15 protein-coding genes are annotated in these 14,519 nt (G+C 31.0%); 13 read left to right on the forward strand and 2 right to left on the reverse strand.

Annotation, left to right across the window (positions count from 1 at the left end; genetic code table 11):
* Genes def through purN form a run of 5 tightly spaced genes read left to right on the forward strand, consistent with a single transcriptional unit; the run spans position 1 to position 5,304 of the window.
* On the forward strand, positions 1-537 hold the full coding sequence (gene def, locus CCUN_RS00450; RefSeq protein ID WP_027304992.1) for a peptide deformylase: 537 nt from the start codon (positions 1-3) through the stop codon (positions 535-537).
* Positions 524-2,038, forward strand: a complete 1,515-nt coding sequence (locus tag CCUN_RS00455) for a YifB family Mg chelatase-like AAA ATPase (protein WP_027304993.1) — start codon at positions 524-526, stop codon at positions 2,036-2,038. The genes def and CCUN_RS00455 overlap by 14 nt, the downstream gene beginning before the upstream one ends.
* Positions 2,025-3,335, forward strand: coding sequence for a DNA recombination protein RmuC (locus CCUN_RS00460; protein WP_027304994.1), 1,311 nt, complete (start codon positions 2,025-2,027; stop codon positions 3,333-3,335). Before CCUN_RS00455 ends, CCUN_RS00460 begins: the two co-directional genes overlap by 14 nt.
* Positions 3,332-4,705, forward strand: coding sequence for a bifunctional ADP-dependent NAD(P)H-hydrate dehydratase/NAD(P)H-hydrate epimerase (locus CCUN_RS00465; RefSeq protein ID WP_027304995.1), 1,374 nt, complete (start codon positions 3,332-3,334; stop codon positions 4,703-4,705). Before CCUN_RS00460 ends, CCUN_RS00465 begins: the two co-directional genes overlap by 4 nt.
* Entirely contained in the window at positions 4,696-5,304 is a 609-nt protein-coding gene (gene purN / locus CCUN_RS00470) for a phosphoribosylglycinamide formyltransferase (RefSeq protein WP_051521660.1), read from the forward strand. Before CCUN_RS00465 ends, purN begins: the two co-directional genes overlap by 10 nt.
* 259 nt (positions 5,305-5,563) lie before the next feature.
* Here the strand turns inward: purN and CCUN_RS00475 are convergent, their stop codons facing one another.
* Both CCUN_RS00475 and CCUN_RS00480 read right to left on the reverse strand, forming a co-directional pair.
* Complete coding sequence (locus tag CCUN_RS00475) at positions 5,564-5,938, reverse strand: hypothetical protein (RefSeq protein ID WP_051521661.1); 375 nt, start codon at positions 5,936-5,938, stop codon at positions 5,564-5,566.
* A 281-nt stretch (positions 5,939-6,219) separates the two neighbouring features.
* A complete protein-coding gene (locus CCUN_RS00480) occupies positions 6,220-6,795 on the reverse strand; it encodes a molybdenum cofactor guanylyltransferase (RefSeq protein WP_035175589.1) in 576 nt (191 codons plus the stop codon).
* Between the two features lie 68 nt (positions 6,796-6,863).
* On the opposite strand from CCUN_RS00480, the gene CCUN_RS00485 reads away from it, so the two are divergent.
* From CCUN_RS00485 to CCUN_RS00520, 8 genes are read left to right on the forward strand one after another with little or no spacing between them, the layout of a single operon-like run.
* Positions 6,864-8,174 carry an NFACT RNA binding domain-containing protein gene (locus CCUN_RS00485; protein WP_027304997.1) on the forward strand — a complete coding sequence of 437 codons (1,311 nt, stop codon included), beginning with the start codon at positions 6,864-6,866 and terminating at the stop codon, positions 8,172-8,174.
* A gap of 2 nt (positions 8,175-8,176) precedes the next feature.
* A complete protein-coding gene (locus CCUN_RS00490; protein WP_027304998.1) occupies positions 8,177-8,512 on the forward strand; it encodes a hypothetical protein in 336 nt (111 codons plus the stop codon).
* A gap of 9 nt (positions 8,513-8,521) precedes the next feature.
* A complete protein-coding gene (locus CCUN_RS00495) occupies positions 8,522-9,250 on the forward strand; it encodes a phosphatidate cytidylyltransferase (protein WP_027304999.1) in 729 nt (242 codons plus the stop codon).
* Positions 9,247-10,314 (forward strand): 1-deoxy-D-xylulose-5-phosphate reductoisomerase, encoded by a 1,068-nt coding sequence (gene dxr / locus CCUN_RS00500; RefSeq protein WP_027305000.1) that lies wholly within the window; start codon positions 9,247-9,249, stop codon positions 10,312-10,314. Before CCUN_RS00495 ends, dxr begins: the two co-directional genes overlap by 4 nt.
* Positions 10,311-11,705: a peptidoglycan D,L-carboxypeptidase Pgp1 gene (gene pgp1, locus CCUN_RS00505; protein ID WP_027305001.1), complete on the forward strand. Its 1,395-nt coding sequence runs from the start codon at positions 10,311-10,313 to the stop codon at positions 11,703-11,705. The genes dxr and pgp1 overlap by 4 nt, the downstream gene beginning before the upstream one ends.
* Complete coding sequence (gene tsaD / locus CCUN_RS00510; RefSeq protein WP_027305002.1) at positions 11,702-12,709, forward strand: tRNA (adenosine(37)-N6)-threonylcarbamoyltransferase complex transferase subunit TsaD; 1,008 nt, start codon at positions 11,702-11,704, stop codon at positions 12,707-12,709. Before pgp1 ends, tsaD begins: the two co-directional genes overlap by 4 nt.
* A gap of 2 nt (positions 12,710-12,711) precedes the next feature.
* Positions 12,712-13,227: a prepilin-type N-terminal cleavage/methylation domain-containing protein gene (locus CCUN_RS00515; RefSeq protein ID WP_027305003.1), complete on the forward strand. Its 516-nt coding sequence runs from the start codon at positions 12,712-12,714 to the stop codon at positions 13,225-13,227.
* A complete protein-coding gene (locus CCUN_RS00520; RefSeq protein WP_085296594.1) occupies positions 13,224-14,507 on the forward strand; it encodes a DUF2920 family protein in 1,284 nt (427 codons plus the stop codon). Before CCUN_RS00515 ends, CCUN_RS00520 begins: the two co-directional genes overlap by 4 nt.
* Positions 14,508-14,519 lie beyond the last annotated feature (12 nt).

A 14,519-nucleotide genomic window follows, 5' to 3' on the forward strand; every position in this document is an offset into this window, starting at 1 on the left:
ATGGTAAGAAAAATCATCACTTATCCTAATAAAAGACTTTTTTTAAAATCCAAAATTGTGGAAAATTTTGATGAAGAACTCCATACACTCTTAGATGATATGTATGAAACGATGATAACAAATAACGGCGTGGGTTTAGCAGCCATTCAAGTGGATATACCCCTTCGCATTTTTCTTGTTAATCTTCTTGATGAGGAGAGCAAAGAGCAAAAAAAAGAGGATTTGTTAGAGATTATCAATCCTCAAATCATTCCTTTAGATGAAGAAAAAATTATTTGCACTGAAGGTTGCTTGAGTGTGCCTGATTTTTTTGAAGAAGTTGAAAGATTAGAGCATATTTTACTTAAATATCAAGATCGTTTTGGAGCCTTTAAAGAGCTTGAAGCCAAAGGTTTTTTAGCTGTAGCAATTCAACATGAAAATGACCATTTAAATGGGCATTTATTTATAGAGAAAATTTCTTTTCTTAAAAGACAAAAATTTGATAAAGAATTTAAAAAACAAAAAAAATTGAAAAAACTCAATGAAAAAACTTAAATGTATAAGCTTTGACGAAGAATTAGAACTTATCGATGTGGAATCCACTTTTACAAGAGGTTTGCCAAATTTAAGCATAGTAGGACTTGCAAATACAGCTATAAAAGAAAGCATAGAGCGTATCAAGGCTACTCTTTTAAGTTGTGATTTTAATTTTCCAGCTCGCAAAATCACAATCAATCTCAGTCCTTCAGGCATTCCAAAACGTGGCTCTCATTTTGATTTAGCGATTGCAGTTTTGATTTTATGTCAAAATGAAGAGCTTGATGAATTTTTTGTTGTCGGTGAGCTTGGACTTGATGGAAGTATTAAGAGTACAAATGAGCTTTTTTCTTTGCTTTTATTTTTAAGTACTAAGGTAAAAAAAGCCAAAATTGTTGTCCCAAAAAGCATAGCCATAAAGGCTGCAATGATACCAAATTTAGAAATTTATGCTCTTGAAAATTTAAATCAAGTTCTAGAATTTTTTAAAGAAAAAAAATATGAAAAATTCAAGCTCAAACAAACCCATCCTTTATTTGAAAATCCTTTGATTTTAAATGATGAAATTTTTATACGCAATAAAGATTTTACACTAGATTTTATCGATGTTAAGGGACAAAATCAAGCCAAAAAAGCTTGTTTGATTGCAGCTCTTGGAATGCATAATGTGCTTTTTGAAGGAAGTCCGGGAAGTGGTAAGAGTATGTGTGCAAAAAGACTTGTTTATATTATGCCTCCTCAAAGTTTAAATGAAGTTTTAATGCAAAATGCTTATATGTCTTTAAATTCTAAGGATTGCGAATTTAAACAAATGCGTGTTTTTCGCCATCCACATCATACAAGTACAAGAGCAAGTATCTTTGGTGGTGGGGCTAAAAATGCAAAAATCGGAGAAGTGGCTTTAGCAAATGGTGGAGTCTTGTTTTTTGATGAATTTCCGCATTTTAGCAAAGAAGTGATTGAGAGTTTAAGAGAGCCTTTGGAGGATTGTAAAATCCATATTTCAAGAGTCAATTCAAAAATCACTTATGAGACTAAATTTGCCTTTATAGCAGCTCAAAATCCTTGTCCTTGTGGAAATTTATTTTCTAAAGAACTGACTTGTCATTGTTCTGAAAATGAGATTAAAAAATACAAAACTCGCATTTCTTCGCCCATTATGGATAGGATAGATTTGTATGTTGCGATGGATGAAGTGGATAAAAACGACAGAGCAAGTTTGAGTTCTAAAGAGATGAGCGATATGGTTTTTGAAGCCTTTGTTTTTCAAAAAAAACGCGGACAAAGAGAATTTAATGGCAAACTCAAAGATGAAGACTTAAAGAAATTTTGTCTGCTTGAAAATTCCGCTAAAGATACGCTTGATTTAGCTATAAATCGTTATAAATTCTCACAAAGAGCCATTAATAAAATCTTAAAAGTTGCAAGGACTTGTGCTGATTTTACTCAAAGTGAAAGTATAGAAAAATCACACATTTTAGAAGCTTTGAGTTTTAGGGTTAAAAATGAATTTTTATGAAATTTCGCCTCTGCTTTTTTCTGTATTTACTTTACTCGGAGTTTTTTTATGGCTTAAAGCTTCTAAAAAAATTTTTGAAAATGAAAAAATCCTATTGAAAGAAAAACTGAACGAATTTTCAAAGCAAAATGAGCTTTTAAAAGAAAATGAAAAACAATTTTTAGAAGAAAAAATCAAACTTTTATCTCAATGTGAAATTTTAGAAACAAAACTCGAAGAAAAAAGATTAAACTACGAACAAAATTTAAAAAATCACGCAAAAGAAAAAGAAAAACTAGAATTTCAATACAAGCAAAATTTAGAAAATTTAGAAAAAAAATTCAATGAAAACTTAAAAAATCAAAATCAAAGCCTTTTAAATCAAAATAAAATTATGCTCAATGATGATATTAAAAAGCTTTTAGAAGAAATTTTCATTCCTGTTAAAAAGAGCGTCAAAGAATACAACGAAAAACTCATTCAAAATGAAATTTCACTCAAAACCAGCATAGAAAATATGTTTAAATTCAGCCAAAATATAGGACAAAATGCCGATAAATTAGCTAAAATTTTAAAGGGAGATAAAAAAATCAGAGGAAATTTTGCTGAACTTCAGCTGAAAAATGTGCTTGAAAATAGCGGTTTGATAGAAAATGAACAATACAAACTTCAAGTGGCTTTTAAGCAAGATGAAAAAACCTACATAGCCGATGCTATTGTGTTTTTAGACTCTAAAAAAAGCATAGTCATCGATGCAAAATTTTCTTTGCCAAATGATTTTAGCTTTGAGGAGCTTAGCGAAACGCTTTGCAAAGAACTCGCTTTTAATCTCAAAGCAAGGATTGATGAGTTAGCTAAAAAACCCTATGCGAATTTTGATTCTCATACTTATGATTTCATCTTGCTTTTTATCCCCTATCAAAATATTTTGGATTTGATTTTGAGCGTGGATTTAGAAATTTATCAATACGCTTATAAAAAAAAGATTTATCTTACAACTCCAAATACCCTATTTATGGCACTAAACACGATAAATATTTCTTGGAGGCAGGTTAAGGGCAATGAAAATATTCTTAAAGCTTTTGAAGAATTAGGAAGATTTTATGATAAATTTACAGGAGTGCTTGAAGATTTTGAAAATATTAAAAAAAGTCTTTTAAATCTTGAAAATCATATCGATAAAATGGAAAATAAACTCATCACAGGTAGAGGAAATCTTAGTTTGAAATTTGAGAATCTTAAATATTTGGGAGCAAAAACAAGCAAAAACATTCCTATAGAATTCAATAAAGAAGATACAGAAAGGCTCAAGCAATGAAAGCGGTTTTTAAAGACATTAAAGAACTCGAGCAAAGAGCGATTGATTTGGGTTTGGATGAGATTTTACTGATGGAAAATGCAGGATATGAACTTGCAAGAATCATTGAAAAAAAGATAAAAAAACGCAAAAAAGCTCGTATTTTGTTTTTATTAGGTGGGGGAAATAACGCAGCTGATGCCCTTGTTGCAGCAAGACATTTAAAGCAAAAATATTTTAAAAATATCAATTTATTTTGTGTCAATGAAGGATTTAAAAAAAGCCCTTTATTTTTAAAACAAGCGGAAATTTTAAAAAAACTTGATTTTAAATTTTTGTTTAAAGAGCCTGATTTTAAGGAATTTGATTGTATAGTTGATGCAATTTTTGGAAGTGGGTTTAATAAAAAATTAGATCAAAAAACCTCCGCCATAATTCAAAAAGCTAATCTCTCAAAAGCCTTTAAAATTTCTTGTGATATTCCTAGTGCTTTGGGGCAAAAGCTTTGTTTTAAGGCGGATTTGACGCTTTGTATGGGTGCTTTGAAAGAACTTTTGCTTGAAGATTTTGCTAAGGAATTTGTCGGTGAGATTAAACTTGCTCACTTAGGGCTAACTCACAAAAAATTTGCCCCGCATTCTAAGACTTTCTTGCTTGAGAAGAAAGATTTAAAAATGATTGAACGTAGAATCGATTCTCATAAAGGAAGTTGCGGTCATATTTATATCGTTGCAAGTGCAAGTGCTGGGACTTTAGCAGGGCTTGGAGCTTTAAATTTTGGAGGCGGACTTGTTTCTTTGCTGAATGATAAAAGTTTCTCCCCTCTTTTAATGCTTAAAAATGAAATTCATACAGAAGCTGACGCTATTGCCTTAGGAATGGGACTTGAAAATTTAGAACTTTTAAAAGATAAAAGGCTTTTAAAAATTCCCCTTGTTTTGGATGCAAATTGTTTTTCAAGCAAAGAAATTCTTAGACACTTAAAGCGTAAAGATGTGGTTTTAACCCCACATCCTAAAGAATTTTCAAGGCTTTTAAAATTATGCTTTGATGAAGAAATTAGCGTGAATGAAATTCAAAAAAATCGTTTCTTTTATGCAAAAAAATTTGCAAAGGCTTTTCAATGCGTTTTGCTTTTAAAGGGTGCAAATCCTATTGTGATTCAAGATGAGGAAATTTTTGTGGTAAATTGTGGCAATCAAGCCTTAGCAAAAGGCGGAAGTGGCGATGTTTTAAGCGGAATGATAGCTGCACTTTTAGGGGCTGGTTTTAAAGCCTTAGATGCGGCTAAAAACGCAACTTTAGCCCATGCTTTGGTTGCGAAAAAATACAAATTTAACAAAAACAGCTTTGATGCACTCAAACTTATTAAAGGATTAAAATGCTTGTAAAACTTGCTGTGCTTTTTAGTGGAAATGGTAGCAATCTTGAAAATCTCTTAAAAACACTCCATCAAAAAAGTTTTAATGGGGTAAAATTTGAAATTGTGCTTTGTTTGTGCAATAAAAAACATGCCTTTGGCATACAAAGAGCTAAGAAATATGGGTTTGAAACAAAGATTATTGAGCATAATCATTTTGCGACTCGAGAGGAGTTTGATAGCCTTCTTGTGAGTGAGATTAAAAAAAGTGGAGCGGATTTGACGATTTTAGCGGGTTTTATGCGAATTTTAAGTCCTATTTTTACACAAAATATCAGTGCAATCAATGTGCATCCTTCTTTGCTTCCACTTTTTAAGGGTGCAAATGCGATAAAAGAAAGCTTTCAAAGCGATATGAAAATTGCCGGAGTGAGCGTGCATTGGGTCAGTGATGAACTTGATGGCGGAAAAATCATTGCTCAAAAGGCTTTTGAAAAGGGAACATTAACTTATGAGGAATTTGAAAGCAAAATTCATACTCTTGAATATGAGCTTTTGCCTCAAAGTATTATCGGACTTTTTTCAGACACTTCGCGTTATGATTTAAAACCTATGTTAAAAAATACCTAATTAGGTATTTAAATATATATTTTTGAAAATTTGAAGCTAAGTGTATGATTGAATTATTTTTTAAATTTATTTTATTGAAATTTTTAAATTTACACTCTATCAACCGGACTACCCTAAAGACTTTTAAATCTTTATCGAACTTCAAATAACAGAACTAAAGCAAAAATCTAAACCAAATTTTAAAAAATGTTATAAAGAAATTATACTTTATATAATTTCTTTTAAAATTTAAATTGATTAAAGTTTAAAAATCACTCGTTTAATCTGTCTCTAAATTGATACCACGATCGAGTATATAATTTGCAGCTAAATCCAAAAATTTCGAACGATTGCTTACTTTTTCTCCGATTCTTTTTAAAGTGTTTTGACGCATTAAAATCATCACTTTAACCTTCTTTTCTTTCAAAATCGGCTCTTTGATTTCTACATTATTTTTTAAACATTGTTCTATGAATTCCTTAAAAGCCTTTTTAAGTTCGGTTATGGCTTTGACTTCACTTTTACCAATTCCTGTAATTTTTGGATATTCTTTGTAAAATGCAACAAATTCTTCTTCGTTGTATTTACTTTTTTCTATCTTTTGCACAATCATCTTGTAGGGTAAAGAGGTGTAATATTTTTGTCCTTTTTTCATTTTTTCTCCTTAAAAAGTATGGGGTAACATATATATTTGTTTTAAATTAGTTTAATATATATTTACTTAATATATACTTAAAGATATATTTAAATAAATTCAATTTGTTTAAATTTTGAGAAGATTTAATCTTAATTTTTGGTATCATATTCTTTATTTTAAGACTTTTATACAAATTTGAGTTTTTAAAATGATTTAGCTTAAGACTTATTTTTTCAAAAAATATCGCTTTAGATTTTAAATAGATATAGAATAAAATTTAAATATAAAAAATTATATCTTTAAAAATTTTCTGTAAATTTTTTATATTCTTCGTAAAAATTGAGATTTAAGAAGGCTTTTTCATCTTCAAATTCGACAAATTGAGTTTTAACCATGCTGAATAAAATACCGATTTTTTGTTCGTTTTTTTCAAGCAATTCTTTGCAAATTGGAGCTAAAGAGCTATGATAAAAGCCACACAAAGAATGCTTGTGATTTTGAGTTTTAGCGATGATGATTTTAAAATCCTTGTTTAAAAATTCAGCCATTTTTGAAAGCTCATTTTCACTCAAACAAGGACTATCCACTGCGATGATAAAGACAAATTGATTGTCAAAATGCCTAAGGATAGAATAAAGTGCCAACATAGGCGAGTGAATTTTATAATGTTCATCATCTTTAATCAAAGCAAATTCACCATTCCATTTGTCTTTTTTTGTGCTGATAAAAATTTGCTTAAAGAAAGGAGAGAATTTTTGAACCTGAAAATGAGTTAAACTTTGAGAACCCAAAGGCAAAATGCTTTTATCCTGTCCCATGCGAGAGGATTTGCCCCCGCATAAAATCACGCAATTTAATTTTAAAAGCTCTTTCATAAATTTACCTTAAAAAATTATCGAAAATTTTAGCATAAAATTTGCAAAAAATATCTTATAATTTAAAAATGAAATATAAAGAACTTTTGCAGATTAAAGATTTTTTCAGCGTTTTTAAAAAGGTTGATTTTATCAAACGCATCGATGATAATGTTTTAGAAATAAGTCTTGATAAACAAAAATTTATTTTTGATTTAAACCGCAATCAAAGTGCTATTTATACTGCAAATCTTCAAAGTAAAGAATACAACGCTCCTTTTGATTTTATGCTTAAAAAATACTTTAGCAATGCTTTTTTAAAAAAAGTTGTGGTGCTAGAAAACAACCGCGTTTTGCGTTTTTTTGTAACAGCTCTAAGGGCTTATAAGAGTTTTGAAAGTGTTATTGATTTTGAATTTACGGGAAAAAATACTAATGTCATCCTTACAGATTCTAAGGGTGTCATCATCGAGGCTTTAAGGCATATGGATAAAAATTATAGAATCATAAAACCCCATCAAAATTTAACAGCTTTAAAACCCTATAAAATGGACGAAGAATTTAAAGAAATTTTAGATTTTCAATCTTATTTTGAGAAAAAATTTAAAGAATTGTATGAAAAAAAACTTCAAGATTGTAAAAAAACAAAACTCTCTCAAATGCATAAAAGAATTCAAAAGCTTCAAATTCTTTTATCGCATTTAGAAGATGAAAAAAATCTGCTTATCGATGCTACAAATTTAAGTCAAAAAGCAGACCTTTTGTTTGCAAATTTAAGTCATTTAAGAGATTATCAAAGAGAATTTAAACTCAAAGATTTTCAAGGCGAAGAAATAGAATTTAAACTCATTTTAAGTCCAAAACAGAGTGCAAATGATTTTTACAAACAGGCTAAAAAACTCAAACAAAAAGCCAAAAATATGCATATTCAAAGGCAAAATTTAGAGGATAAATTAGAATTTTATAGGCATTTAGAGAAGCTTTTAAAGCAGAGTGAAAGTATTTTTGAGCTTGAAATTTTACTCCCTAAAAAAGATAAAAATTCATATAAAAAAGATGATGAAAATCATTTAGGCATAGAAAATTTTTATTTTAAGGATTTTAAAATCAGTATAGGAAAAAATCAAAAAGGCAATGAAAATTTACTCAAAAAGGCTAAAAAAAACGATATTTGGTTGCATATTAAAGAACTTCCAAGTGCTCACACTCTTATTTGCTCAAATAAACAAAAAATCAGCGAAGAAGTGATACAATTTGCTGCAAAACTTTGTGTGAATTTTTCAAATTTAAAGCAAGGTGCTTATTTGGTCGATTATACGACTAGAAATTTTGTAAAGGTGAAACAAAAGGCGTTTGTAGAATATACAAATTTTAAAAGTGTTAAAATTTTAAAGGATTAAATATGCCGGTTAGCCCATTAGGAAATGTGAATTTTGTCAATCAAAATGTTTCTTATCAATCCACACAAGTGAGCAATGAAGTTGCTAAAGAAGGTTTTGCAACTTTGATGAATATGGCTGAATTCAATGAAAAAGAAAAAGCAGCTGCAAAACTTGAAAAAGTCAATGAGTCTTTGGAAGTGCAAGAAGAAATCAAAGAAAAAAGCGAAGAGGAAAAGAGAAAAAAAGAAGAAAGACAGGCTAAAAAAGAGCAAACAGAAGAGGAAAAAGAAAATTCACAAACAGAAGAAAACAACGAGATAAAAGAGAGTATTCATCGTTTGGATATGAGTATTTAAAGGAGAAAAATGTTTAACGCAACGAGAATTTTTTGGGGTTTGGGCATAGTTTTAGCGGTCATTCTTATGGCTTTAATTGATAAATTTTTTATCAATTTTATCGTTTTTGCAGCTTTATTTTATGTCGCTTTTGAAGAGGCTAAAAAGCTTTTTAAGCTCGAAAATGAGTCCATTATCCCTCTAGTCCTTGCTTTTTTAATAGGAACTTTTAGCAAAGAAGCCTTGCTTTGCGGAATTTTAGCCTTGCTTTTAATGTTGGGCTTTTTAGTGTATAAAAAAGCTCAAAATTTAAATCCTGCTTTGCTTTATTTGTATCCTAGTTTGCCTTTATTTGCACTTTGGCAATTGTATTTAGACAACGGAATGTTTGCGGTGTTTTGGCTCATCATCATCGTTGCAGCTTGTGATAGCGGAGCCTATTTTATCGGAAAATTTATGGGCAAAACTCCTTTTTCTCAAACAAGTCCAAATAAAACTTTAGAAGGCGTTATAGGCGGAGTGATTTTAGCTGTTATTTTAGGAAGCATTGTGGGGCTTTTTGTGTATGATTTTTGGTTATGTTTCTTTTGCTCTTTTGCGGTTGCGATTTTTGCAGTGATTGGGGATTTGCTTGAGAGTTATTTTAAAAGACAAGCTGGGGTTAAAGACAGCGGCAATCTCATACCCGGACACGGCGGAATCTTAGATAGAATCGATGCACTACTCATCGCTACTTTTGCAATGGTTACATTTTTATGATAGTTTTTGGAAGCACAGGAAGCATAGGGGTCAATGCTTTAGCCCTTGCTGCCACTAAAAATATGAAAATTTCAGCCCTTGCTTGCGGTGAAAACATCAAGCTTTTAAACGAGCAAATCGAACGCTTTAAGCCCGAATTTGTTTGCATTAAAAATCATAAAGACAAATCTTTAGTCAAACATAAAAGAGTCTTTGTGGGACAAGAGGGATTAGAAAAAATTTTAAAAGAATGTGAAGATGAGCTTTTTCTTAATGCCATCGTTGGTTTTGCAGGACTTAGAAGTTCTTTAAAGGCTAAAGAATGCCATAAAAACATAGCCTTAGCTAATAAAGAAAGCCTTGTTGTCGCGGGAGAATTTTTAAAAGGAGCTAAAATCATTCCTATAGATAGCGAACACTCGGCTTTGAAATTCTTGCTTCAAAAGCATAAAAATGTTAAAAAGCTTTACATCACAGCAAGTGGCGGGGCTTTTTGGAAAAGCAAGATTAAAGATTTGCAAAAGGTCAGTGCTAAAGATGCTTTAAAGCACCCTACTTGGGAAATGGGGGCTAAGATTACAATCGATAGTGCAACTATGGCAAATAAGCTTTTTGAGATTATAGAGGCTTATCATCTTTACGGCTTTAAAGACATTGACGCATTAATCGAACCAAAATCAATCATTCACGCTTTATGCGAATTTAAAAATGGTTCCAGCACAGCGTATTTTTCCTATGCTGATATGAAATTAGCCATTTCTCAAGCTATTTTTAAAAAACACAATACAAAAATTCTTGAATATATAGACTTTGTTAAACTTTCTGGTTTAAAATTCTATAGAGTTAATGAGAGAAAGTATCCTATTTTTAAACTCAAAAATGAGCTTTTAAATTATCCTAGTTTGGGTGTTTTAATCAATGCAGCCAATGAGGTTTTAGTCTATAAATTTTTAAAAGGAAAATGCGGATTTTTGGATATTTCTAAAGGAATTTTTAAGGTGCTTAACCATTTTGGAATACCAAAACTTGATAATATTTTAGCGGTATTTGAGTATGATACCAAAGTTAGAGAGTATTTAAGATGAGATATATAGTAGTTTTTTGGATTTTTTTATGTAGCATGTTTGCTTTTGAGCTTGATTTTAGCGTTGGTGAAAATGGTAAAAGTTTAGATGATAATAATACGGTTTTAATCTTTGGTGGAATTCAAGGTGATGAGCCCGGTGGCTTTCATGCTGCGAGTTTATTGTTGAGTGATTATAATATTACTAAAGGAAAAATCATCGTCGCACCTAATTTAGCCTTTGATAGCATCATTAAAAGAAGTCGTGGAACTAATGGGGATTTAAACCGAAAATTTGCAAACATTAGTCCTAAGGATCCTGATTTTAAAACCATACAACGTATTAAAGAATTAATTTTAAAGCCGGAAGTGAGTATGGTTATTAATTTGCACGATGGTTGGGGTTTTTATCGTCCTACTTATGAAGATGCCCTTAAAAATCCTAATCGTTGGGGAAATTCAAGTGTGATTGATACAAGTGAGATTAATGCAAGTAAATATAAAGACCTTGAAAATATAGCCAATACAACTATAGATAGTGTCAATGCCTCCTTAACCAATCCTAAGCACGAATATCATCTTAAAAACACCAAAACCGAAGAGCTTAAAGATACAGAAATGCTCAAGGCTTTAACTTATTTTGCCATTTCAAATAATAAAGCAGCCTTTGCCAATGAATCGAGTAAAAATTTGCCTGTGCATTTAAGGGTGTATTATCATCTTTTGGCAGTGGAAAATTATCTCAAAACTGCTGGAATCGAATTTACAAGAAGCTTTGAACTCACTCCCGAAGGTGTGAAAAAAGTCATCAATCGCGAACTTGAAATCAAACTTTTTGATAATAAAATTCTACTTTTTCTTAATAGCCCAAGAAATGTTATAAGATATGTGCCTTTTCCTATTAATAAAGAATTAAATTATAATACAAGCAATGAACTCACAGTGGTTATAGGAGATAAAGATTCTTTCTTTGTGCAATATGGCAATAATTTTCAAGCAAGAATTTATCCTGAATACTTTGAATTCAGCGATGCCTTTAATGAAGTGGATATAGAGCTTGATGAAAATCGCACTTCTGTGCCTTTTGGGACTAAGGTTAAGGTTAAAAAAAGCTTTCTTATCCCAAAAATTCAAAATGCGAGAGTGAATATCATAGGCTTTAATCATTCTAAAGATGAAAGCAATATTTTAGTGAGCAAAAAAGATATGCAAAAGCAGTATTCTTTAGACATGTCGGGTAAAATTTATCGTGTGGAATTTTATGAGTTAAAAGGAGCGGATTTGCCTCAACTTTTAGAATATGATAGCGGAAGTAAGATTATAACAAATGCTCCGGATTTAGACGAAAAAGATATAATAACGGCAAATTCAAAGGATAAATTTCTAGGCTCAATCCTCGTTGAATTTGAATGAAAAATCTTATTTTAGGCATTGAAAGCTCTTGTGATGATAGCAGTATCGCTATCATCGATAAAGATAATTTCAGCTGTGTTTTTGACAAAAAAATTTCTCAAGATGAATCACACTCTGTTTTTGGTGGAGTCGTGCCTGAACTTGCTGCCAGACTTCATAGTACAGCTTTAACAAAGATTTTAGAACAATGCAAAGAGTATTTTCCTAAACTTTGTGCTATAGCTGTAACAAATGAACCCGGTTTGAGTGTGAGTTTATTGAGTGGAATTTCTATGGCAAAAATTTTAGCCTTAGCTTTGAATGTGCCTCTTATAGCTGTCAATCATCTTAAGGGACATATTTATTCTCTTTTTTTGAATGAAAAAATTTGCCTTGATATGGGAATTTTGCTTGTTAGTGGTGGGCATACTATGGTTTTAAAGATTGACAATAGGGGTTTTTTAAAAATTCTAGCAAAAACTTATGATGATAGTTTTGGCGAGAGCTTTGACAAACTTGCAAAAATGATGAATTTAGGCTATCCGGGTGGAGAAAAAATCGAAAATTTAGCCTTGAAAGCCAAAGAAAAAAAAATCAAATTTTCTGTTCCTATGAAGCATTCTAAAGAACTCAATTACAGCTTTTCAGGGCTTAAAAATCAAGCAAGACTTGAAATTTTAAAATATGAAAAATTAGATGAGAATTTAAAAAGTGAAATTGCCTATGCCTTTGAAAATGCGGCTTGTGAGCATATTTTAGATAAACTTGAAAAAATTTTCAAACAAGAAAAATTTAAAATTTTTGGTGTGGTTGGAGGAGCAAGTGCGAATCTTAATTTACGCAAAAGACTTCAAAATTTATGCGAAAAGAATGAATGCGTGTTAAAACTTGCCCCGTTAAAATACTGTGCGGATAATGCTTTGATGATTGCAAGAGCGGGGGTGGATTGTTTTGAAAGAAGGGAATTTGTCCGCATAGAAGATGAAATTCTAAGCCCTAAAAATAAAAATTTCATAAGGATTTAAAGATGAAAAAAGCTTTTACGATTTTAGAACTTGTATTCGTGATTATCATATTAGGCATTTTAGCAGCCATTGCCCTGCCTCAATTTGGTTCAAGCAAAGACGAAGCTGAAATCAGTAAAAGCTTAAACAATCTTAGAACCTTAGTCAATGATATTAACATTTATGCTTTGAAAAACGATGCTTTAAATTCTATAAAAATAATGAGCAATGTGAGTGGGGTTGCAAATGTTAATCCAAACAATGCTAATATACAAGCAGGTTTTAAAGTGGGCGATGATGAGGAGTGTGTTAAGCTTGTTTTTATACACAAGGCTGATTTTGTTATGATGGGAATTTCAAGCAATGATAATGTAAAAAATGCCCTTGAAACCATCGCAAATGGTGGAGATAAAGAGCTTTTGGATAGGATTGATTTTACAAGCACTTCGCACAATAAAAGCTGTGTGGCTTTGAGTAAAAAAGAAAATTTCAAAGCCTTAGCGAGTAAAATTTATGTCTTATTAGGAGCTTTACCATGATTGTCAATCAAACTTATGAGATTGATTCTTGTGATGATGTTGAACTTGAACTCAAAAGAGAATCTAAACTTGAATTCAGACTTTGTTTTGATGATGAAAAAGTTATAGAAGCTTTGTTTTTCATCATACCCGGACTTGGAGGGGACGCAGATTCAAATTATAGAGAACATCTAGCTTCTTTTGTGGCTGAAAATTTCAATGTGGCTGTGGTGAGTGTGAATTATCATTGTATAGGCAATCGCCCTCAAACAGGAGCAAAGGCTTATTTTGATGAGATTGACAGACTCATTTTAGAAGAATCGTGTAAAACACTGGGTATAAAACTTCCTTTTGATGTTTCAAACATTCGCATTCAATTTCCAAAAACTTCATCAGCTTTTAATCTCAAAGAATTCTCAAAAGAATTTCATTTCATCAATGAAGTCTTAGAAGCAAAAATAAAGAAAAAAGAGCTCTTTGAAAATTTTGAATTAAAGACTCATCTTACTTTTGAGCCCACCAAAAACGAATATCAAAATTTTGGCATTATGCAAGCACAGGATTTAATCAATGCTCTGCTTTATATCAAAGCTAATCCACCCTTTAGTCTAGGGGGGGGGGATTTGCGTGTGATTATGCTAGGAAGCTCACACGGAGGATATTTAGCTCATTTAACTGCTAAGATTGCACCCTATCTCGTTGATGCTGTGATTGATAATTCTTCTTATGCGAAAATTCTTTGGAGACTTGTAGGTTTTGGAAAGGAGATTGATTTTATAAAATATGCTGAATGTTCTATAGGAATTTCTCCACACATCATCGCTTTCTTTTCATCTAAAACCCTTTGGACAAGCAATCAACATTCTAAGAATTTCTTTTCTCCTACAAGAAGGCAAATCAGAAATATTTTAGAACCTCATCATCTTAAAATTCAAAGCAAATATCCTAAGCCCTATTATGTCAGCTATCATTCTTTATATGATACAATCATAGCACCACCACAAGAAAAAGCTGAACTCTATAAAATCTTAAAAGATTTAAATTTCAATGCAAGATTAAGAATGATTTGTTCTGCTGATGAAATTGATGGGAAATTTATAAAAAATTTAAGTCATGGAATGGGAATGAGTCTAAAGACTTTGATTTTAAAAGAATTGCCCTTAATGCTTGAAAATTTAAAACAAAATCCTAAACAACAATGGGACAATACAAGCATTAGCTATCCTTGTGAAGATACAATCTATCATTTTAGTCAAAAAGAAGCTAAGATAGTTTTAGAATGCGAGGAGTTAAAATCGTAAAATTAAAGATTT

It is taken from the genome of Campylobacter cuniculorum DSM 23162 = LMG 24588 (assembly GCF_002104335.1).
GTDB lineage: Bacteria > Campylobacterota > Campylobacteria > Campylobacterales > Campylobacteraceae > Campylobacter_D > Campylobacter_D cuniculorum.